This window comes from Duganella sp. BJB476 (assembly GCF_003416895.1).
Lineage (GTDB): Bacteria > Pseudomonadota > Gammaproteobacteria > Burkholderiales > Burkholderiaceae_D > Rugamonas.
Genome location: NZ_QVIO01000001.1, coordinates 1,690,195 through 1,711,294, shown reverse-complemented (window position 1 = coordinate 1,711,294; position 21,100 = coordinate 1,690,195). Strand labels below are relative to the sequence as shown.

Annotated in this window: 13 protein-coding genes and 3 tRNA genes; 12 read left to right on the top strand and 4 right to left on the bottom strand. The window is 63.1% G+C overall.

The annotated features are described in order from the left end of the window. The first annotated feature begins 46 nt into the window (after nucleotides 1-46). The 8 genes from lon (at nucleotide 47) to D0T21_RS07525 (ending at nucleotide 6,965) form a co-directional block, all read left to right on the top strand. On the top strand, nucleotides 47-2,458 hold the full coding sequence (gene lon / locus D0T21_RS07560; protein WP_116990728.1) for an endopeptidase La: 2,412 nt from the start codon (nucleotides 47-49) through the stop codon (nucleotides 2,456-2,458). Between the two features lie 213 nt (nucleotides 2,459-2,671). After that, nucleotides 2,672-2,944: an HU family DNA-binding protein gene (locus D0T21_RS07555; protein WP_020703299.1), complete on the top strand. Its 273-nt coding sequence runs from the start codon at nucleotides 2,672-2,674 to the stop codon at nucleotides 2,942-2,944. A gap of 49 nt (nucleotides 2,945-2,993) precedes the next feature. After that, a tRNA-Val gene (locus D0T21_RS07550) sits at nucleotides 2,994-3,069 on the top strand. Nucleotides 3,070-3,109: 40 nt separating this feature from the next. Continuing rightward, nucleotides 3,110-3,186: transfer RNA gene (locus tag D0T21_RS07545), tRNA-Asp, on the top strand. A 25-nt stretch (nucleotides 3,187-3,211) separates the two neighbouring features. After that, nucleotides 3,212-3,288, top strand: a tRNA-Asp gene (locus D0T21_RS07540). 240 nt (nucleotides 3,289-3,528) lie between these two features. After that, a complete protein-coding gene (locus D0T21_RS07535; protein WP_229211373.1) occupies nucleotides 3,529-4,119 on the top strand; it encodes a PEP-CTERM sorting domain-containing protein in 591 nt (196 codons plus the stop codon). A 191-nt stretch (nucleotides 4,120-4,310) separates the two neighbouring features. Beyond that, nucleotides 4,311-6,221, top strand: coding sequence for a SurA N-terminal domain-containing protein (locus D0T21_RS07530; protein ID WP_116990727.1), 1,911 nt, complete (start codon nucleotides 4,311-4,313; stop codon nucleotides 6,219-6,221). A gap of 234 nt (nucleotides 6,222-6,455) precedes the next feature. Further along, complete coding sequence (locus tag D0T21_RS07525) at nucleotides 6,456-6,965, top strand: FxDxF family PEP-CTERM protein (protein ID WP_116990726.1); 510 nt, start codon at nucleotides 6,456-6,458, stop codon at nucleotides 6,963-6,965. A gap of 85 nt (nucleotides 6,966-7,050) precedes the next feature. Here D0T21_RS07525 and mnmH read toward each other — a convergent pair whose 3' ends face one another. Both mnmH and D0T21_RS07515 read right to left on the bottom strand, forming a co-directional pair. Further along, nucleotides 7,051-8,121: a tRNA 2-selenouridine(34) synthase MnmH gene (gene mnmH / locus D0T21_RS07520; RefSeq protein ID WP_116990725.1), complete on the bottom strand. Its 1,071-nt coding sequence runs from the start codon at nucleotides 8,119-8,121 to the stop codon at nucleotides 7,051-7,053. After that, on the bottom strand, nucleotides 8,118-8,768 hold the full coding sequence (locus tag D0T21_RS07515; protein ID WP_116990724.1) for an arylesterase: 651 nt from the start codon (nucleotides 8,766-8,768) through the stop codon (nucleotides 8,118-8,120). Before D0T21_RS07515 ends, mnmH begins: the two co-directional genes overlap by 4 nt. 31 nt (nucleotides 8,769-8,799) lie before the next feature. Between D0T21_RS07515 and D0T21_RS07510 the strand changes: the two genes are divergently transcribed. Next, the gene (locus D0T21_RS07510) at nucleotides 8,800-9,519 is read left to right on the top strand and encodes an ABC transporter ATP-binding protein (RefSeq protein ID WP_116990723.1); all 720 of its coding nucleotides are present in this window, start codon (nucleotides 8,800-8,802) and stop codon (nucleotides 9,517-9,519) included. A 20-nt stretch (nucleotides 9,520-9,539) separates the two neighbouring features. Here D0T21_RS07510 and D0T21_RS07505 read toward each other — a convergent pair whose 3' ends face one another. Continuing rightward, nucleotides 9,540-11,045, bottom strand: coding sequence for an NAD(P)H-hydrate dehydratase (locus tag D0T21_RS07505; protein WP_116990722.1), 1,506 nt, complete (start codon nucleotides 11,043-11,045; stop codon nucleotides 9,540-9,542). A gap of 97 nt (nucleotides 11,046-11,142) precedes the next feature. Between D0T21_RS07505 and D0T21_RS07500 the strand changes: the two genes are divergently transcribed. Together D0T21_RS07500 and D0T21_RS32180 are read left to right on the top strand one after the other, a co-directional pair. After that, nucleotides 11,143-14,766, top strand: coding sequence for a hydantoinase B/oxoprolinase family protein (locus tag D0T21_RS07500; RefSeq protein ID WP_116990721.1), 3,624 nt, complete (start codon nucleotides 11,143-11,145; stop codon nucleotides 14,764-14,766). 214 nt (nucleotides 14,767-14,980) lie between these two features. Then, nucleotides 14,981-15,118: a hypothetical protein gene (locus tag D0T21_RS32180; protein WP_199538488.1), complete on the top strand. Its 138-nt coding sequence runs from the start codon at nucleotides 14,981-14,983 to the stop codon at nucleotides 15,116-15,118. On the opposite strand, the gene D0T21_RS07490 is transcribed toward D0T21_RS32180, so the two are convergent. Next, nucleotides 15,119-16,759, bottom strand: coding sequence for a tetratricopeptide repeat-containing response regulator (locus tag D0T21_RS07490; protein WP_116990720.1), 1,641 nt, complete (start codon nucleotides 16,757-16,759; stop codon nucleotides 15,119-15,121). It lies immediately after the preceding gene. 268 nt (nucleotides 16,760-17,027) lie between these two features. On the opposite strand from D0T21_RS07490, the gene purL reads away from it, so the two are divergent. Continuing rightward, nucleotides 17,028-21,077 carry a phosphoribosylformylglycinamidine synthase gene (purL, locus tag D0T21_RS07485; protein WP_116990719.1) on the top strand — a complete coding sequence of 1,350 codons (4,050 nt, stop codon included), beginning with the start codon at nucleotides 17,028-17,030 and terminating at the stop codon, nucleotides 21,075-21,077. The last annotated feature ends 23 nt before the right edge of the window (nucleotides 21,078-21,100 follow it).

Genomic DNA, 21,100 nt, shown 5'->3' with positions numbered 1-21,100 from the left:
CAGAACAGCGCCCACATCATAATCACGCTTTCACATAAGGTACGCCATGACAACTTCCAAATTAACTGAGCAAACTCAACTGCCGTTATTGCCGCTGCGGGATGTTGTAGTTTTCCCGCATATGGTGATACCGCTGTTCGTAGGGCGCCCAAAATCGATCAAGGCGCTGGAAGCCGCTATGGAGCAGGGCAAGAGCATCATGCTTGCCGCGCAAAAAGCCGCTGCCAAGGACGAACCTTCTGCTTCCGATATCTATGAAATCGGCTGCGTGGCCAATATTCTGCAAATGCTGAAACTGCCGGACGGCACCGTCAAGGTGCTGGTCGAGGGCGCTCAGCGTGCACGCATCAACCGCATCACCGATGCGCCGACGCACTTCATCGCCGATCTGACGCCGCTCGATTCCGAGCTGGGCGACGATTCGGAGATCGAAGCGATGCGCCGCGCCATCGTTCAGCAGTTCGACCAGTACGTCAAGTTGAACAAAAAGATCCCGCCTGAGATCCTCGCTTCGCTGTCGGGCATCGACGACGCCGGCCGCCTGGCCGACACCGTCGCCGCGCACCTGCCGCTGAAGCTTGAGCAGAAACAGGTGATCCTGGAAATCTTCAGCGTGGCCAAGCGCCTGGAGCACCTGCTGGGCCAGCTGGAAGGCGAACTCGACATTCTGCAAGTCGAGAAGCGCATCCGTGGCCGCGTCAAGCGCCAGATGGAAAAGTCGCAGCGCGAGTACTACCTGAACGAGCAAGTCAAGGCCATCCAGAAGGAACTGGGCGAGGGCGAGGACGGCGCCGATCTGGACGAGCTGGAGAAAAAAGTCGCGCTGGCCAAGATGCCGAAAGAGGCTCTGGACAAAGCAACCGCCGAGCTGAAAAAACTCAAGCTGATGTCGCCGATGTCGGCCGAAGCCACCGTCGTGCGCAACTACATCGACACGCTGGTCAGCCTGCCGTGGAAGAAAAAATCCAAGGTCAACAACGACCTGTCCAACGCCGAGAAAGTGCTGGAAGGCGATCACTACGGCCTGGACAAGGTTAAAGAACGCATCCTGGAATACCTCGCGGTGCAACAGCGCGTCGACAAGCTGAAAGCGCCTATCCTGTGCTTCGTCGGTCCTCCGGGCGTGGGTAAAACCTCGCTGGGCCAGTCCATCGCCCGCGCCACGAACCGCAAGTTCGTGCGCATGGCGCTGGGCGGCGTGCGCGACGAAGCCGAGATCCGCGGCCACCGTCGTACCTACATCGGTTCGATGCCGGGCAAGGTGCTGCAGTCGCTGGCGAAAGTCGGCGTGCGCAATCCGCTGTTCCTCCTGGACGAGATCGACAAGATGGGCGCGGACTTCCGCGGCGATCCGTCGTCGGCCCTGCTGGAGGTGCTGGATCCTGAACAGAACCACACGTTCTCCGATCACTACATCGAAGTCGATTTCGACCTGTCCGATGTGATGTTCGTGGCGACGTCGAACTCGTACAACATCCCGCCGGCGCTGCTGGACCGCATGGAAGTCATTCGCCTGTCCGGTTACACGGAAGACGAGAAGACCAGCATCGCCCAGCGCTACCTGCTGCCTAAACAAATCAAGAACAACGGTCTGAAGGAAGACGAGATCTCGGTGGCCGAGTCGGCATTGCGCGACATCATCCGCTACTACACCCGCGAAGCCGGCGTGCGTTCGCTGGAACGCGAAGTGTCCAAGATCTGCCGCAAGGTCGTGAAGATGCTGTTGTTGAAGAAGACCGAGAAGAAGGTCGCCGTCACCAACAAGAACCTGGACAAGTTCCTGGGTGTGCGTCGCTACGACTTCGGCGTGGCCGAGAAGGAAAACCAGATCGGCCAGGTCGTGGGTCTGGCATGGACCGAAGTGGGCGGCGATCTGCTGACCATCGAAGCCGTGCAGATGCCGGGCAAGGGCGGGGTGATCCGCACCGGCACCTTGGGCGACGTGATGAAGGAATCGATCGAGGCAGCCCGCACGGTGGTGCGCAGCCGCGCCAACCGCCTGGGCATCAAGAACGAAGTGTTTGAGAAGAGCGACATCCACATCCACGTGCCGGAAGGCGCAACGCCGAAAGACGGTCCTTCGGCCGGCGCGGCGATGACGGTGGCGATGGTGTCGGTATTCACGGGCATTCCGGTCCGCGCCGACGTGGCGATGACGGGCGAAATCACGCTGCGCGGCGAAGTGCTGCCGATCGGCGGCCTGAAAGAGAAACTGCTGGCGGCCCAGCGCGGCGGCATCAAGACCGTGCTGATCCCTGAGCAGAACGTCAAGGACCTGGCCGACATCCCGGACAATGTCAAAAACAAACTGGAAATCGTGCCGGTGCGTTGGATCGACAAAGTGCTGGAAATCGCGCTGGAACGCATGCCTGAGGCGCTGACGGAGACGGTTCCGGTGGAAGCCGTGGCCGCTGCGGCAGCCAAGGCCGACGGCCAAACGGAAGTGGTAAAACATTAACTTTTACTAGTGTTTAGTAACTGGTGATACACAAACAGGCGCTTTTATAGCGCCTGTTTGTTATTTGACCCCATTTTTCTATGGTGCAGCGCTTGACACAGGGGCGGGCTGGCTTGTTTAATACGGCCTGAGATTTTTCTCGGCCTGACAACGGTATTCAAATACCGTTATCTGCGGGCTAAAACGATATAACCTTTGTGACGGGGAATTGCTTTGAATAAGACTGAATTGATCGACCATATTGCTACTACCGCTGATATCTCGAAAGCGGCTGCTGCACGCGCACTCGACGCGGTGATCGACGGTGTAACCACCACCCTGCAAAAGAACGACAGCGTCACCCTGGTCGGCTTTGGTACCTTCTCCGTGAGCGAACGCGCTGCCCGTACCGGCCGCAATCCGCGCACCAAAGAAGAGATCATCATCGAGGCAGCGAAAGTTCCTAAATTTAAAGCTGGTAAAGCTTTGAAAGATGCTGTAAACTAACGGACTTCAGTGAGCAGCAAGCGGTAAAGTTGCTCACTAAAGGCAAAACGGGCGGTTAGCTCAGTTGGTAGAGCGGAGCCCTTACAAGGCTTAGGTCGGGAGTTCGAGCCTCTCACCGCCCACCAGTTTTGCAGGTTGTAAAAAAGCAGTACCCAGTGTTTTGTTGGAGCGGTAGTTCAGTTGGTTAGAATACCGGCCTGTCACGCCGGGGGTCGCGGGTTCGAGTCCCGTCCGCTCCGCCAACAAAATGCTAATAAGTTTGACCAAGGAGCGGTAGTTCAGTTGGTTAGAATACCGGCCTGTCACGCCGGGGGTCGCGGGTTCGAGTCCCGTCCGCTCCGCCAAGAACAAGATACCCCGCAGCTATTATTAGCTGCGGGGTTTTTCTTTTTCCGGCCCGTATTAATTCAATTCCCTTCGTTTGAATATCCCGCTCTTTGTCATCAATATCCGCTTTAGAAACAAATATTTACCGTTGGTATCGTGCGCGAGTGCCTGGCCCATCAATAGTAGGATGCATCCTCGTAGTGCTGAAACTATATTAATTTAGTTATTTGATGGGCAATTTACCAAGGGGATACATTATGGTTTTTAAGAAATTTGTTATTGCCGCAGCGTTGCTGTGCGCATCGGCGGCCCAGGCGGCGCCGGTTTTTGCCGATAATTTTGACACCGATACGCTGGCGCTGAACGCCACCAACTTCCATGGCGGCTGGGCAGTCGCCGGCGGCACCGTGGACGTCATCGGCGCGCCAGGCTTCTACGACCTGCTGCCGGGCAACGGCCGCTATGTGGACCTGGATGGCTCGACCAACCGCGCCGGCCTGCTGTTCAACTCGGTGGCCCTGACCAGCGGCGTCACCTACAAGCTGTCGTTCGACCTGGCCGGTAACAACCGCAACGCGGGCAAGGACACCGTGGAAGTCGGTTTCGGTAGCGGCAGCCAGGTCTTCACCCGCTCGGCCAGCGATGGCTTCCAGACCTTCAGCCTGATCTACACCGCAACCTCCACCGGCCTGGTGGGCTTCAGCTTCGCCGACCAGGGTCGCGACAGCCAGGGCGCCTTGCTGGACAACGTGACGATCGCCGCCGTGCCGGAACCTGAAACCTACGGCATGCTGCTGGGTGGCCTGGCCCTGTTGGGCGTGGTCGCGCGTCGTCGCCGCCAGGGCTGATTGCCGGCCTTGTAACACCAAGCCCGCCTCGGCGGGCTTTTTGTTGTCCGGTGTGGCGGCGTGACTGTTTTGCCAATGATTTACTCTTGCTATAGAGGGGGGCGCGCTGTAAAATCCGCCAACCGGAATTGGCGAACGCGAGTTCGCCTTTTTTGTATGTGCAAGTTCCACTCAATCCGAATTGGCAGACCATGTTTGAATTTATTCGTACCCATCAACGTTTGATGCAGATACTCCTGGCGATTATCATCGTCCCGTCGTTTGCATTCGTCGGCATCGGCAGTTACAAGAGCTTCGGCGACGACGCCAATACGATCGCCAAAATCGACGGCAAACCCCTGAGCCAGCAAGAGTTCGACAATGCCGTGCGCAACCAGCTGGACAGCTACCGCCAGCGTCTGGGCGCGCAGTTCGACCAGAAGGTGTTCGACACCCCGGAATTCAAGCAAAACATCCTCGACCAGCTGATCGCCGAGCGCGCCGTGGCTGCCGAAGTGGTGCGTTCGCACCTGAGCGTCAGCGACGCCCAGCTGCAAAAAGTCATCAAGGAGCAGTTCGGTGGCGAGGGCGCGTTCGACATGGAGCGCTACAAGACCATCCTGGCCGCGCAAGGCATGACGCCGACCATGTATGACCAGCGCATCCGTCACGACATGACCCTGCAACAACTGGGCAACGCCATCCAGGCCACCGGTTTTGCGCCACACACCGTGGCCAAGACCTTGTCCGATATCGGCGCGCAGGAGCGCGAAGTGCAGGAACTGCTGCTGCCGGTGGCCGACTTCGTGCCGCAAGTGAAGATCACCGACGACATGGTCAAGGCGTTCTACGACAAGAACTCCAAGTTCTTCGAAGTGCCGGAGCAGGCCAAGATCGAATACGTGGTCTTCAACAGCAGCGCCGTCATGAGCCAGGTCGCCGTGACCGACGCCGAAGTGGCCGCGTATTACGCCGCCAACCAGGCCGGCTTCACGACGGCCGAAAGCCGCCGCGCCGCGCACATCCTGATCGCGCTGAAGAAGGGCGCCAACGCCGCTGAAACCGCCGCCGCCAAGGCCAAGGCCGACGCCATCGTGGCCGAGCTGCGCAAGACGCCTGGCGACTTCGCCAAGGTCGCCAAGGCCAAGTCGGAAGATCCGGCATCGGGCGAGCTTGGCGGCGATCTGGACATCGTCACCAAGGGTTCGCTGCCGGCGCCGGTCGAAGCCGCCGTGCTCAAGCTGAAGCAGGGCGAGATCAGCGATCCGGTGCAATCGGAATTCGGTTTCCACGTGCTGACCGTGACCGCGCTGAAGCCAGCCGTGGTCAAGCCGCTGGACGAAGTGAAGAACGATGTCGCCGAAGCGCTGAAAAAGCAGAAGGCCGCGAAGAAGTATTCGGAAATGGCGGAAGCCTTCACCAATACCGTTTACGAGCAATCGGACAGCCTGAAGCCGGTCGCCGACAAGCTGGGCCTGAAGATCGAAACGGCTGCCAATGTCTCGCGCACGCCGTCGCCGATGGCCGCTACTGCGCCGTACAACAACGCCAAGTTCCTGGCCGCGCTGTTCTCCAACGAATCGATCAGCAGCAAGCGCAACACCGAAGCCGTCGAGACCGCGCCTAGCACCCTGGTGGCCGGCCGTATCGTCGAATTCAAGCCAGCCAGCAAGCGTCCGCTGGCCGAAGTCGACGCCGCCATCCGTCAACGCGTGTCGATGGAAGAAGCCGCCAAGCTGGCCGCCAAGACCGGCGCCGAGAAACTGGCCGCCTTCAAGAAATCCGGCGACGCCACCGGCTTCGGCGCGGCCAAGCTGGTTTCCCGTTCCAAGCCGGAAGGCGTGAACGGCCTGGCGATGCAGGAAGTGATGAAAGCCGACACCGCCAAGCTGCCGGCCTACGTCGGCGTCGATGTGCCTGGCATGGGCTACGGCATCTACCGCATCGGCAAGGTGCAGCAGCCTGCCGTGCAGGACGAGGAGCGCCGCAAGTCGGAAGCCGAGCAGATCAGCAACATCGTTGCCCAGCAAGAGATGCATGACTACATCGAACTGCTGAAGCAAAAGGCCAAGGTCAAGATCCTGAAGCCGATCGTAAAAACCACAGTAGCAGAAGTGAAGTAAAGTAGTTCTCCGGGAAGCGCAGCGCGCTTCCCGGCCCCGCTGTCTCCTCTCCCGATTGGTGCCTCCGCACCGCCGCCGCAACCTCCCTCCCTGCAGTGCTCCGCCTTTGTTTTTGCAAGTTAGTTATCTTTTTGAAATAATTAATTGACATCGAAAATTCGCGGGTGTAATTTTGAGTGGCGCACCAGACTCATCAGGCGCACGTTCGGTTTCCACTTTCTTTCCGGGAAAAACATGAAACTAAAATCGCTCTTAATCGGGACTGTGCTGGCGGCCACCTCGATGACAAGTTTTGCCGCCACCGGCGATAGTCAAAATGTGAATGTCGTTTTGAACGGCACCCCTGCAACAGGCTATTCCAAATTCTTCGGGGCGGACCATTCGATGGTCGGCGACTTCACCGACATCTTTACCTTCAGCCCGTCAGTGGGCCCCAGTTTGTTGAATGTCTGGGTGCATACCTTGAATCTGGGCGGCAATCATGACATCGATTTCGATCACGCCGACCTGAATGGCCACGCCTTGACGTTTTCGCCCAACGGCGCCAGCGAAGACGGCTCGCTCGGGCCGACGTGGGTCAGTGGTCCGCTGGTCTTGACGGTGTACGGCACGTCGAAGAACGTCTCCGCCAGTTATTCCGCGACGATGAATCTCGACCCGGTGCCTGAGCCTGAAACCTACGTGATGATGTTGGGTGGCCTGGCGATCCTGTCCTATATCGGACGCCGCCGGAAAACCAGCTAAGGCGAGCTGCGCAGCCAAGGGCGGCATAAAAAAACCCCGATTGTTGGAAGCCAACCTCGGGGTTTTGTGTTGTCTGGCGACCGGCTCAGGATGGCTGGCCGGTAGCTGCCATCAGGCTCAGGGCGGCGTTGCGGAAGGCCGCGGCGTCGATATCTTCCAGTTCCAGCGGCAGCGCCTGGGCGAATTTGACGAAGTTGCGGTCGATCGAGCGCAGGTAGGCCGGATCGTAGTGGTTGGCCAGCAGCTCTTCCACCAGCGCCGGCATGGCGCCGGCGACCGCCATGGCTTGCCAGCGCTTGATCGTCTCGCGGCCGTGCAGCGCCACCAGGTGTTCCAGCTGTTCGTTGAGCGAGGCCGGGCTGTCGGTGAAGTGCGCGTAATCCTCCATCAGCAGGCGCACGCGATGCTCGCGCGACAGCGTCAGCGCGATGCAGTCCGAGGCGCGCATGGTGTCCATCAGCGCGGCCGGCACGCGCAGGTTGCCGACCTTCTTGCTTTCCGATTCGACGAACACCGGCAACGCCGGATCGAAGCGGCGCAGCGCGTTCCAGATGGCGGTCTCGAAGGCTTTCTGGCTGGGCTGCGGCTGGCTGGGCAGGTTGCCCAGCACCGAGCCGCGATGCGCGGCCAGCTGCTCCAGGTCCAGCACCTGCGCGCCGTGCGCATGCAGCACTTCCAGCAGGCGGCTCTTGCCGCTGCCCGTGGTGCCGCAGATCACCTTGAAGTTCAATGCCGGCGCCTGCTCCAGCGCGGCGTTGACGTGGGCGCGGAAGGCCTTGTAGCCGCCGTCCAGCTGCGCCACCGGCCAGCCTATCTTGGCCAGGATGTGTGCCATCGAGCCGCTGCGGTTGCCGCCGCGCCAGCAGTAGATCAGCGGCCGCCATTCGCGCGGCTGGTCCAGCCACAGCGCCTCGATGTGGGCGGCGATATTCTTCGCCACCAGCGCGGCGCCGACCTTCTTGGCCTCGAACGAATTGACCTGCTTGTACATGGTGCCGACGCGGATGCGCTGCTCGTCGTCCAGCACCGGCGCGTTGATGGCGCCGGGCAGGTGGTCGAGCGCGAATTCGGCCGGGCTGCGGACGTCGATGATGGCGTCGAATTGGTCCAGCTGCTGGAGCGCGTCGTCGAAGCCGATAATTTCTGGATACTTCATTTTGCCTTGATGCTTTTTTGTAGAACCGGCCAGATATTGGCCAGGATGGTAGGGTGGGCCGTGGCCAGGGGATGCAGGCGGTCCGGCTGGAACATCTGCGGCTGGTCGGCGATCCCGTCGAGCATGAACGGCACCAGCGGCGCCTTGATCTCCTTGCTCAGGGTGCCGTACATCGCGTAAAACTTGTCGGCGTAGTCGCGCCCGTAGTTGGGCGGCATGCGCATGCCGATCAACATGACCCTGGCATCGGCCTTGGCGGCGGCATTGGCCATCTCGCGCAGATTGGTTTCGGCGGCGGCCACCGGCAGGCCGCGCAAGCCATCGTTGGCGCCCAGCTCGATGACCACCAGCGCCGGCTTGTACTTTTGCAGCAGCGCCGGCAGGCGCGAGCGGCCGCCGCTGGTGGTCTCGCCGCTGACGCTGGCGTTGACCACGGTGGCGTCGAGTTTCTGGTCCTTGATTTTTTGTTCGGCCAGCGCGACCCAGCCGGCGCCGCGCGCCAGGCCGTATTCGGCCGATAAACTATCGCCGAGCACCAGCACGGTTTTTGGTGCAGAATAGGCGCTCGCCGCCGCCGATGCCAGCAGCAGGGCGGCCAAAGCCTGAGCACTCAGTTTTCTTGATAAATTATTTAACACATTCAGCATGCCTGATTTCCCTAAAGCGTCTTCCAATTTCATGCCGGATGGACCCGGCTTGGCGGCCAGCGTCGCGGCGGCGCCGGCGTCCGGAGTGCAGCCGGCCATCGCCGTCAGCGGCCTGGCCAAGCGCGTGGCCGACGCCAGCGGCGAACTGACGATTTTGCACGAGGTGGATTTTACCGTGCAAAAAGCCGAGACGCTCGCCATTGTAGGCGCTTCCGGCTCCGGCAAGTCGACTTTGCTTGGCCTGCTGGCGGGCCTGGACACGCCCAGCGCCGGCAAGGTGGTGCTGGACGGCGTCGATATCTACGCGCTGGACGAGGACGGCCGCGCCGCGCTGCGCAAGGAAAAGCTGGGTTTTGTGTTCCAGTCCTTCCAGCTGCTGCCGCACCTGACGGCGCTGGAAAACGTCATGTTGCCGCTGGAGCTGCGCGGCGCCAACCATGCGCGCGAGAGTGCGGAAATGATGCTGGAGCGGGTGGGGCTGTCCAGCCGGCTGAAGCATTATCCCAAGTACCTGTCCGGCGGCGAGCAGCAGCGAGTGGCGCTGGCGCGCGCCTTCGTGACCGAACCACCATTGTTGTTCGCCGACGAGCCGACCGGCAGCCTGGACGCCGCCACCGGCGAAGCCGTCATCAAACTGATGTTCGAACTGAACCGCCAGCACGGCTCGACGCTGGTGCTGGTCACGCACGACCAGGCCATGGCGGCGCGTTGCAGCCGCACCATCACCATCGCGGCGGGCCGCCTGGTCTGAGCCGCTAAGCCGCAGCGCGGTCAGCGGCCGTGGTGCTGGACCATGCGGTTCAGCGCCACCCGGATGGCCGGCACCAGTTCGCCGGCGGTCAGGCCGATCGGGCCGGTGCCTTCGGTGACCAGCACATCGGCCGCCATGCCGTGCAGCCAGACCCCGGCCAGCGCGGCCTCCCACAAAGGCCAGCCCTGCGCCAGCAGGCTGCCGCACAGGCCGGACAGCACGTCGCCGGTGCCGGCGCTGGCCAGCGCCGGATTGCCGGTGGTGTTGATGACGGCGTCGCCGTTCGGCGCCGCGATCACCGTGCCGGAGCCCTTCAGCACCACATTGGCGTTCAGCTTGGCCGCGAGCTTGCGGGCCGCGCCCACGCGGTCGGACTGGACCTCGGCGATGGTGGTCCCCAGCAGGCGTGCCGCCTCCAGCGGATGCGGCGTCAGCACGCAGCCGCCGGGCCGCTGCGCCAGCGCCGCCTGCAGCGCCGGTTCCGCCGCCAGCAGGTTGAGGGCGTCGGCATCGGCTAGCAGCGCGCTGTCGCTGGCGATGGCGCGCGCCAGCAGGGCGGAGGCCAGGCGCGAGGCGCCCAGGCCGGGGCCGATCACCAGCGTCGACGAGCGCATGTCGAAATCGTCGGCGAGCCGGCACATGAGTTCCGGTTGGCCGCTGTCGCACGGCAGCGGGTCTTCCACGAACAGCGCGTAGACGCGGCCGGCGCCGCTGTTCAACGCGGTGCGCGCGGCCAGCAGCGGGGCGCCGCTCATGCCGCGCGCGCCGCCGATCACCGCTACGTTGCCGTAGCTGCCCTTGTGCGAGTTGTGGACCCGCGAGCGCAAATGGCGCGAGAAGAACTTGACGTCGTTAAGGTGCAGCCGCGCCGGCGCGAAATGGCCGATGTCGATGTCAAGGCGCGATACATCCACCAGGCCGGCGTAGTCGCGGCCGTCGCAGGTGTGCAGGCCTGGCTTGTTGCCGATGAAGGTGACCGTGTGGGTGGCGTGGATGGCCACGCCGTCCGGGCCGACGATGGCGCCGGTGTCGGCATCCAGGCCGCTGGGCAGGTCCAGCGCCAGCACCGAGCATTTGAGGCCGTTGACCGCTTCCGCCAGCTCGCGCAACTCGCCGGCCAGCGGGCGATGCAGGCCGAGGCCGAACAAGCCGTCGACCACCAGCGTCCAGTCGGTGCTGGCCACCGCCGCCAGGTCAAGCTCGGCAAAGCGGGCGTCGCTGGTCTGGGCGCGCTGCAATGCCACCGCGCGCTCGGTGGACGATCCCGATTGCGGCGGAAAATGCAGGATACTCACCTGCGCGCCGGCATAGGCCAGGTGGGCCGCCGTTTCCAGCGCGTCGCCGCCGTTGTTGCCGGGGCCGGCCAGCACCAGCACCCTGGCCTTGGCGGTGGAGAACGGCAGCAGGTCCAGCGCGGCGTTGGCGCCGGCCTGGCCGGCCCGCTGCATCAGCACACCTTCCGGCAGGGCAGCGGCGGCTGCGTCTTCGATGGCGCGTATCTCCGCGCAGGAGTAGAGTGGGTTCATGGTGCAATTTTAGCATCTAATTTATGTTGTAAGGCCGCTGTCCCGTGCGCGGCCGAGCCACTACAATATACGCTTCAGTCACCGTAATGAGGCATGCATGGATTGGCAATTCTGGATAGACCGGGGTGGTACGTTTACCGACATCGTGGCGCGTCCGCCTGATGGCCGTCTACGCACGCTCAAGCTGCTGTCCGAGAATCCCGAACAGTACGCCGACGCGGCCATCGCCGGCATCCGCCAGATGATGGGCGTGGCCAAGGGCAAGCCGATTCCGGTGGCGCAGATCGGCGCCGTCAAGATGGGCACCACGGTCGCCACCAACGCGCTGCTGGAGCGCAAAGGCGAGCCGACCGCGCTGGCGATCACGCGCGGCTTCCGCGATGCGCTGCGCATCGCCTACCAGAACCGTCCGCGCCTGTTCGACCGCCACATCCTGCTGCCCGAGCTGCTGTACAGCCATGTCATCGAAATCGACGAGCGCATGGGCGCGCATGGCGACACCATCGTCGACATCGACATGGAAACCGCCCGCGCCGGCCTGGCCGAGGCCTACGACATGGGCCTGCGTTCGCTGGCCATCGTCTTCATGCACGGCTATCGCTATCATGCGCACGAAGTCAAGGTGGCCGAGATGGCGCGCATGATGGGTTACACACAGGTCTCGGTATCGCACGAAGTCAGTCCGATGATGAAGCTGGTGGCGCGCGGCGACACCACCGTGGTCGACGCCTATCTGTCGCCCATCCTGCGCCGCTATGTCGACCAGGTGGCGAAGGAAATGCCGGGCGTGAACCTGCAATTCATGCAGTCCAGCGGCGGCCTGACCGACGCGCGCGCCTTCCACGGAAAGGACAGCATCCTGAGCGGCCCGGCCGGCGGCATCGTCGGCATGGTCCGCGCCAGCAAGCTGGCCGGCTTCGACAAGGTGATCGGCTTCGACATGGGCGGCACCTCGACCGACGTGTCGCACTTCTCCGGCGAGTTCGAGCGCGTGTTCGAAACCCAGGTGGCCGGCGTGCGCATGCGCGCGCCGATGATGAGCATCCACACGGTGGCGGCGGGCGGTGGCTCCATCCTGCACTTCGACGGCAGCCGCTATCGCGTCGGCCCGGACAGCGCGGGGGCCAATCCGGGACCGGCCAGCTATCGGCGCGGTGGCCCGCTGGCGGTCACCGACTGCAATGTCATGCTGGGCAAGATCCAGCCCAATCACTTCCCGCAGCTGTTCGGCGCGGAGGGCCGGCAGGCGCTCGACGCCCACGCCGTGCGCGCGAAATTCGCCGAACTGGCGGCGCAGATCCAGGTCGCCACCGGCAAGGAGACCACGCCCGAACAGGTGGCCGAGGGCTACATCGAAATCGCCGTCGGCAATATGGCCAACGCGATCAAGCAGATCTCGGTGCAGCGCGGGCACGACGTCACCGAATACACGCTGACCAGCTTTGGCGGCGCCGGCGGACAGCATGCCTGCCTGGTGGCCGATGCCTTGGGCATGACGACGGTGTTCGTGCATTCGCTGGCCGGCGTGATGTCGGCCTACGGCATGGGCCTGGCCGACCAGACCGCGATGCGCGAGGCCGCGGTGGAAAAGCGCCTGAACGTGGAAGGGCTGGAAGAACTCGAGGCGCGCCTGCATGCGCTGGGCCGCCAGGCGCGCGCCGACCTGCAGCACCAGGGCGTGGAGGACGAGCGCATCGTACTGATACGCCGCGTGCATCTGCGCTACGAGGGCACCGATTCGGCGCTGATCGTGCTGTTCGATACCGCCGACAGCATGCAGGAGCAGTTCGAAGCGGCCTACCGCAAGCGCTATTCCTTCCTGATGCCGTCCAAGGCCCTGATCGTGGAGGCAGTGTCGGTGGAGGCGATCGGCAAGTCCGACGCGCCGTCCGAATCGGTGGAGCCGGCGCCGCGCCGCGTGTCCGGTTTGATGCCGCATGCGGTGGTGCCGATGTACGCCGACGGCAAATGGCGCCAGACCAGCCTGTATCAGCGCGGCGCCACGCGCATCGGCGATATCGTCAAAGGCCCTGCCATCATCGCCGAGGCGAATGCGACCACCATCGTCGAACCGGGCTGGCAGGCGGAGGTGACGCTGCACGACCACCTGGTGCTCAAGCGCGTGGTGGCGTTGCCGGAACGCCGCGCCATCGGCACCAACGCCGATCCGGTGATGCTGGAGATCTTCAACAACCTGTTCATGTCGATCGCCGAGCAGATGGGGCTGCGCCTGCAGAACACCGCGTACTCGGTCAACATCAAGGAGCGTCTGGACTTCAGCTGCGCCATCTTCGACGCCGACGGCAACCTGATCGCCAACGCACCGCACATGCCGGTGCACCTGGGCTCCATGGGCGAGAGCATCAAGACCGTGATGCGCGAAAACGCCGGCCAGATGCGCGCCGGCGACGTCTTCATGCTCAACGATCCGTACAACGGCGGCACCCATCTGCCGGATGTGACGGTGATCTCGCCGGTGTTCGACGAGGCGGGCGCGGACATCCTGTTCTACGTCGGCTCGCGCGGCCATCATGCGGACATCGGCGGCACCACGCCGGGATCGATGCCGCCGGATTCGCGCACGATCGAGGAAGAGGGCGTGTTGATCAATAACTTCAAGCTGGTCGATGGCGCCGCGACCGGCGCCGCCGGCGGCCAGCTGCGCGAGGCCGAGACGCGGGCCTTGCTGGCAGGCGCGCGCTACCCGGCGCGCAATCCCGACCAGAACATGGCGGACCTGCGGGCGCAGGTGGCGGCCAACCAGAAGGGTGTGGACGAGCTGCGCAAGATGGTGGCGCACTTCGGCCTGGAGGTGGTGCAGGCCTATATGGGCCACGTGCAGGACAACGCCGAGGAAGCGGTGCGGCGCGTGATCAGCGCGCTGAAGGACGGCAGCTACACGCTGCAACTGGATAACGGCGCGCAGATACAGGTGGCGGTGCGGGTCGACCAGGCCGGCCGCAGCGCGGAGATCGATTTCACCGGCACCTCGCCTCAGCTGGAGAATAACTTCAACGCGCCGTCGGCCGTGTGCATGGCGGCGGTGCTGTACGTGTTCCGTACGCTGGTCGATGATGAGATTCCTCTGAACGCCGGCTGCCTCAAACCGCTGAAGGTGCTGATACCGCCGGGCTCCATGCTTAATCCGCACTATCCTGCATCGGTGGTGTCGGGGAATGTGGAGACGTCGACCTGCATCACCAACGCGCTGTATGGCGCATTGGGCGTGATGGCGGCGGCGCAGGGCACGATGAACAATTTCACCTTCGGTAACGCGCAGTACCAGTACTACGAAACCATCAGCGGCGGCTCCGGCGCCGGTCCCGGCTTCGACGGCACCAGCGTCGTGCAGACCAATATGACCAACTCGCGCCTGACCGATCCGGAAATCCTGGAGTTCCGCTTCCCGGTGCGGCTGGAGAGCTACGCGATCCGCGAAGGCAGCGGCGGGGCGGGGCAGTGGCATGGCGGGAACGGCGGCACGCGCAAGGTGCGCTTCCTCGAAGCGATGACGGCGGCCATCCTGTCCAACAACCGCATCCACGCACCGTTCGGCATGGCCGGCGGCGAGCCGGGTGCGCTGGGCCGCAATACCGTGGTGCGGGCGGACGGCGGTATCGAGGAACTGCCGCACATCGGCAAGACCGACATGCAGCCCGGCGACCTGTTCGTGATCGACACGCCGGGCGGCGGCGGCTACGGCCCGGTTGGTGGTCGATGACGGCGCCACGCATGAATGTCTGGCCTGCAACCGGCTCAAGCTGCGCGGCCTGTCCGTGGATGCCCACGTCTTTTCGTTGATACCGGACTAACGACGCACCATCCGATACCGTTGGCATCAGCTGACGGTACCAGCGATTCCCGGCTTGTCCAGCACAGGGAGGCGGCGTACAGTTTTGGTTCGATGAATAGATGGAAGGGAGGACTCAGTGCGTATGCTACTCAAGCTCCTGCGCGGACGTAGCTCGGCGAACCGCGCGATCTGGTCGGCCTTCCTGCTGTGCGCCATGTATTTCGTGACGTGGTACCTGATCTCCCACCTGTCCAACTTCCCCGGCTCGCTGATTTTGTAGTTACGCCACCGTCGCGATACCGTACTTGCGCTGGGTGTGCGAATACTGCGCCTGCAGCGCCTCCAGCGAAGGATGGGCAGGATCGATCTTGCGCATGCGCTCCAGCAGGAAGGAGCATTGTTCGGCCAGCGGCACTTCCCAACCCAGATCGTCCAGTTGCTTCAATATCGCCGATGTCGCCGCCGGCAGCAGCGACATATTGGCCGGCGCCTTGCGCAAGGCCGCGTTGAGCGTATCGACCGCCGCCCGCAAATCGCCCTGGCTGCGCTGTTCGGACGCGTGGGCGATCAGCTCCTCCACATGATGCTTGATCTGCTCGCCCATGCCTTCGGCCAGGTCGTGGCGGCCGGCCTTTTCAAACACCTGCACCGCATCGTCCATCGAGACGCCGCTTTCGGTATCGTTCATCAGGTTCAGCATCAACTCGGACGCCTGCTGGTCCAGCTTGACGTTCAGGCAGCTGTGCACCAGGCCGATTTTCAGTCCGGTGGACAGGCCGCGGCTAGCGCCGATGGCGGTAACGGCGTTGGCCAACTCGGTCGCCGCGCCGGTGATATTGCCCGTCATTTCCTGCAGCAGGCCGGCGGCGATTGCGCGGCAGGCGTCGACGTTGGCACTGCTGCGCAATGAACGCTCCATGTCGCGTATCACGCCGCTGGCCTGGTTGGCGTCGCCTTTCTTGACCAGGGTCTTGACCAGCTTGACGTGGTCTTCCGGGTCGCGGAATTCGGAGTACTTGGCCTTGGCCACCACCTGCTTGAATGCCTTCTCGGCGGCGCCGACGTCACCCGCCTCGAAGGCCACCTCGCCCAGATGCCGCAGACGGTGCACCATATTGGGCGAGATCGCCACCGCGTCCTCCAGTATCTTCTTGGCTGATTCCTGCTGGCCCAGCGCCTCGTGCGTGCGCGCCAGCAGATCGTAGGCCGCCATGAACTTGGGATTCTGGATCAGCAGTTCCTGCAAGGTCTCCTGCGCCTCGATGTACTTCTGCTGGCCGAACTGGCAGCGCGCCATGCCCAGATGCGCCCAGGCGACCGGGCGGTTCATCAGGATGACCTGGTAGACCACTTCGGCGTCGGCCAGCTCCTCCAGCGACACCAGCAGCTCGGCGCGCAGCCGGGCAAATTCAATCGCGTAGCGCGGATGCTTCTCTTCGGCGATGCCGCACTCGCCGATGGCCTTGCGGATACTGCCCACTTCAACCAGCTGGTGGATCGGCAGGAACACGTCGCGCCGTTCGACCGCCTTGCGCATGCGTTGCAGCAGCGCGTCCACGGTGAAGGGCTTGAGCACGTAATCGGTCGGGGTCAGCTCGGCCGCGCCGATCACCTTGCTGTAGACGCCTTCGGAGGTGAGCATGATGAAGATCGTCGACGGCGCGATCAGCTTGTGGTGGCGCAGGTCTTCCAGCAGTTGCTGGCCGTCCTGGCCGTTGTTCTCGCCGCTGCCGTTGCCCAGGTCGTACTCGCACAGGACGATGTCGAACGGTTTCTTGCCCAGCTGACGGATGGCCGTGCCGGAACTGACCGCGTAATCGATCTTGGTGATGCCGGATTGGTTAAGCATGTTGTGCAGGCTGCCGCGCATCCCCGGATTGGGGTCGACGATCAGCACCGACAATTCACTATATTCCGCCATGTTACGCTTCCTAGCTAAAGTTAAATCTAGCATACTCCATGGCAAGTCAAAATGTTATGAAAACCGGCTGGTTTGCCCCGGGCAAGGGCATATTCGCCCTCAAAATGGCTGAGAATGTTGCTTCAGTGGCACTTTTTGGCCCGAATTGGCGCTGTATAGACAGCGTGGTAAGAGGTATAATGCGCGCAAAGGAAATTCTGCATTACAAGTATCTCGTGCTCCATCTACCTTTAATCCGCAGCCACGCTGCATCAACCATCCTCCAACCATGTTGATTCTGCCGGGCTCCAACGCCCTGTCCGCATTCCGTAGCCAACGCCTGTTAACTCAACTGCAAGCCGCGCTGCCTGCCGTCGCCGCCGTCCAGGCGCGCTATGTCCACTTCATCGATGCCGCCGAACCGCTGTCGGCCGACGACACCAGCCGCCTCGGCGCGCTGCTGACCTACGGTGAGCCGGCTCATGCCGACAACACCGATGGCGCCGTCGAAGAGTTCTTCGTCATTCCGCGCTTCGGCACGATCTCGCCGTGGGCCTCCAAGGCCACCGACATCGTCCACAACTGCGGCATGGCGCACATCAAGCGCGTCGAGCGCGGCATTGCCTTCCGCATCAATCTGAAGACCGGCATCCTGGGCAGCAGCATCGGCGCCGCCAAGAAGCTGTCCGACGAAGAAGTGCAGGCCGTGGCCGCATTGCTGCACGACCGCATGACGGAATCGGTGCTGCGTCATCCGGACGAAGCGGCCGGCTTGTTCCGCACGCTGGAAGCGAAGCCGCTGGAATCGGTGGACGTGATCGGCATGGGCAAGGCCGCGCTGGAAAAGGCCAACACGGACCTGGGCCTGGCGATGTCGGACGACGAGATCGAATACCTGGATGCCGCCTTCACCAAGGCCGGCCGCAATCCGACCGACGTCGAGCTGATGATGTTCGCCCAGGCGAACTCGGAGCACTGTCGCCACAAGATCTTCAACGCCGATTGGACCATCGACGGCGAGGCGCAGACCAAATCGCTGTTCGGCATGATCAAGAACACGCACCAGTTGCAGCCTAAGGGCACCATCGTCGCCTACAGCGACAACTCGTCGATCATGGAAGGCGCCGAAGTGATGCGCTTCTTCCCGCAAGGCGACGCGCACCAGTACGCGCCGATGACCGAGTTGACGCACACGCTGATGAAAGTGGAAACCCACAATCACCCGACCGCGATCTCCCCATTCCCTGGCGCCTCCACCGGCGCTGGCGGCGAGATCCGCGATGAAGGCGCGACCGGCCGTGGCGCCAAGCCGAAGGCTGGCCTGACCGGCTTCACCGTGTCGAACCTGATGCTGCCGGGCGCTGTGCAAGCATGGGAAAACGATGCCGACGTCACCGCACCGGTGGCCGATTATCGCAACAGCGGCAAAGCCTACGGCAAGCCAGACCGCATCGCTTCGGCGCTGCAGATCATGATCGAAGGCCCGCTGGGCGGCGCTGCGTTCAGCAATGAATTCGGCCGTCCGGTACTGGGCGGTTACTTCCGTACCTACGAACAGAATATCGGCAAGCAGTTCGCCGGCGCGCACGACACAGTGTTCGGCTACCACAAGCCGATCATGATCGCGGGCGGTATCGGTAACATCTCCGGCCAGCACACGCACAAGAACGACATCCCGGTCGGCAGCCTGCTGGTGCAGTTGGGCGGTCCCGGCATGCGCATCGGCATGGGCGGCTCGGCCGCTTCGTCGATGGCCACCGGCACCAACACTGCGGACCTGGACTTCGATTCGGTCCAGCGCGGCAATCCAGAGATGGAACGCCGTGCGCAGGAAGTGATCAACGGTTGCTGGCAGCTGGGCGTCAACAATCCGATCATCTCGATCCACGACGTCGGCGCCGGCGGCCTGTCGAACGCCTTCCCGGAGATCACCAACGACGCCAAGCGCGGCGCGATCTTCGACCTGCGCAAGATCCCGCTGGAAGAAAGCGGCATGGCGCCGAAAGAAATCTGGTCCAACGAATCGCAAGAGCGCTATGTGCTGGCGATCGCGCCGGACAGCCTGCCGATGTTCAAGGCGCTGTGCGAGCGTGAGCGCTGCCTGTTCGCCGTGGTCGGCACCGCGACCGAAGAGCGTCAACTGAAGCTGATCGATCCAGAACTGGGCAACGAGCCGGTCGACATGCCGATGGATGTCCTGCTGGGCAAACCGCCGAAGATGCAACGCGACGTGCACCACGTGCAGAACGAATTCCCGGCCATCGACCTGACCGGCATCGACCTGGAAGAAGCCGCCAAGCGCGTGCTGTTGCTGCCTACCGTTGGCGACAAGTCCTTCCTGATCACCATCGGCGACCGTAGCGTGGGCGGCATGTCCGTGCGCGACCAGATGGTCGGTCCATGGCAGGTGCCGGTGGCCGATTGCGCCGTCACCGCGATGAGCTTCGAAGGCTACCTGGGCGAAGCGATGGCGATGGGCGAGCGTACGCCGCTGGCCGTCATCAACGCCGCCGCGTCGGGCCGCATGGCGGTTGCCGAGGCGATCACCAACATCGCCGCCGCGCCGATCAAGGATATCTCCGACATCAAACTGTCCGCCAACTGGATGGCCGCCTGCGGCCAGCCAGGCCAGGACGCGGCGCTGTTCGACACCGTCAAGGCAGTCGGCATGGAGCTGTGCCCGGCGCTGGGCATCAGCATCCCGGTCGGCAAGGATTCGCTGTCGATGCGCACCACGTGGAAAGACGAGGGCGACGCCAAGGCTGTCACCTCGCCAGTTTCGCTGATCGTCTCGGCCTTCGCGCCGGTGCACGACGTGCGCAAATCGCTGACGCCACAGATCAAGACCGATGCCGGCGACACCGCCATCATCCTGATCGATCTGGGTCGCGGCAAGAACCGTATGGGCGCGTCGGCGCTGTCGCTGGTCATGGGCCAGTTGGGCAACGAGACGCCGGACGTGGATAGCGCGGAAGACCTGAAGGGCTTCTTCACCGCGATCCAGCAACTGAACAACGACGGCAAGCTGCTGGCTTACCACGACCGTTCCGACGGCGGCCTGTATGGCACGCTGACCGAGATGGCCTTCGCCGGCCGTGCAGGCCTGTCGATCAACCTCGACATCCTGACGCTGGAACAAGGCCATGGCGCCGATCAGGGCGATGCGAAGAACTGGGCAGGCCAGATCGCCGAGCGCCGCAACGAGCAAACCCTGCGCGCGCTGTTCTCCGAAGAGCTGGGCGCTGTGATCCAGGTTCGCGCTGAAGAGAAGTCGCTGGTGATGGACGTGCTGCGCACCTTCAACCTGGGCGCATGCAGCCATATCATCGGCAAGCCGAACGACCGTGGCGTGATCGAGTTCACCCGCGACGCCAAGATCATCTACAACAAGCAGCGCTCGGAACTGCACCGCCTGTGGAGCGAGACCAGCTGGCGTATCGCCCGCCTGCGCGACAATCCTGCCTGCGCCGATGCCGAATACGACCGCATCCTGGACGAAACCGATCCTGGCATCACGCCTAAGATCAGCTTCGACCTGACCGAGAATGTGGCCGCGCCGTTCCTGGCAACCGGCGTGCGCCCGCGCGTTGCGATCCTGCGCGAGCAGGGCGTCAACTCGCACATCGAGACCGCGTACGTGATGCACCAGGCAGGCTTCAACGCCGTCGACGTGCACATGAGCGACCTGATTGCCGGCCGCGTCAAGCTGGATGACTTCCAGGGCATCATCGCCGTCGGCGGCTTCTCGTACGGCGACGTGCTGGGCGCCGGCGAAGGCTGGGCCAAGACGATTCTGTTCAACGCCGCGCTGGCCGAGCAGTTCGCCCGCTTCTTCGCGCGCACCGACAGCTTCGGCCTCGGCGTGTGCAACGGCTGCCAGATGATGAGCAACCTGAAGTCCATCATCCCAGGCGCGCATGCGTGGCCTAAGTTCACCACCAACAAATCGGAGAAATTCGAAGCTCGCTTCGCGATGGTGGAAGTACTGGACTCGCCGTCGATCTTCTTCAATGGCATGGCCGGCACGCAGACCGCTATCGCCATCGCCCACGGCGAAGGCTATGCGGACTTCACGCAGACCGGCAACATCAACGAAGCCGTGGCAGCGATGCGCTTCGTCGACAACCGCGGCGCGGCTACCGAAGCCTATCCGTACAACCCGAACGGCTCGCCGCAAGGCCTGACCTCGGTGACCACGGCCGACGGCCGCTTCACCGTGATGATGCCGCACGCCGAGCGCGTGTTCCGCTCGGTGCAGCAGTCGTGGCATCCTGAATCGTGGGGCGAGGATTCGCCTTGGATGCGGATGTTCCGCAACGCGCGCAAGTTCGTAGGTTAAATAGAAAGGCCGGAGTGATCCGG

What these genes read in the sequence shown, in the direction of transcription:
- mnmH (WP_116990725.1), bottom strand. Translation starts at nt 8,121, where the DNA reads ATGAAGTATCCAGAAATTATCGGCTTCGACGACGCGCTCCAGCAGCTG.
- D0T21_RS32180 (WP_199538488.1), top strand. Translation starts at nt 14,981, where the DNA reads ATGCTACTCAAGCTCCTGCGCGGACGTAGCTCGGCGAACCGCGCGATC.
- D0T21_RS07535 (WP_229211373.1), top strand. Translation starts at nt 3,529, where the DNA reads ATGGTTTTTAAGAAATTTGTTATTGCCGCAGCGTTGCTGTGCGCATCG.
- D0T21_RS07530 (WP_116990727.1), top strand. Translation starts at nt 4,311, where the DNA reads ATGTTTGAATTTATTCGTACCCATCAACGTTTGATGCAGATACTCCTG.
- D0T21_RS07515 (WP_116990724.1), bottom strand. Translation starts at nt 8,768, where the DNA reads ATGCTGAATGTGTTAAATAATTTATCAAGAAAACTGAGTGCTCAGGCT.
- D0T21_RS07510 (WP_116990723.1), top strand. Translation starts at nt 8,800, where the DNA reads ATGCCGGATGGACCCGGCTTGGCGGCCAGCGTCGCGGCGGCGCCGGCG.
- D0T21_RS07505 (WP_116990722.1), bottom strand. Translation starts at nt 11,045, where the DNA reads ATGAACCCACTCTACTCCTGCGCGGAGATACGCGCCATCGAAGACGCA.
- lon (WP_116990728.1), top strand. Translation starts at nt 47, where the DNA reads ATGACAACTTCCAAATTAACTGAGCAAACTCAACTGCCGTTATTGCCG.
- purL (WP_116990719.1), top strand. Translation starts at nt 17,028, where the DNA reads ATGTTGATTCTGCCGGGCTCCAACGCCCTGTCCGCATTCCGTAGCCAA.
- D0T21_RS07525 (WP_116990726.1), top strand. Translation starts at nt 6,456, where the DNA reads ATGAAACTAAAATCGCTCTTAATCGGGACTGTGCTGGCGGCCACCTCG.
- D0T21_RS07490 (WP_116990720.1), bottom strand. Translation starts at nt 16,759, where the DNA reads ATGGCGGAATATAGTGAATTGTCGGTGCTGATCGTCGACCCCAATCCG.
- D0T21_RS07500 (WP_116990721.1), top strand. Translation starts at nt 11,143, where the DNA reads ATGGATTGGCAATTCTGGATAGACCGGGGTGGTACGTTTACCGACATC.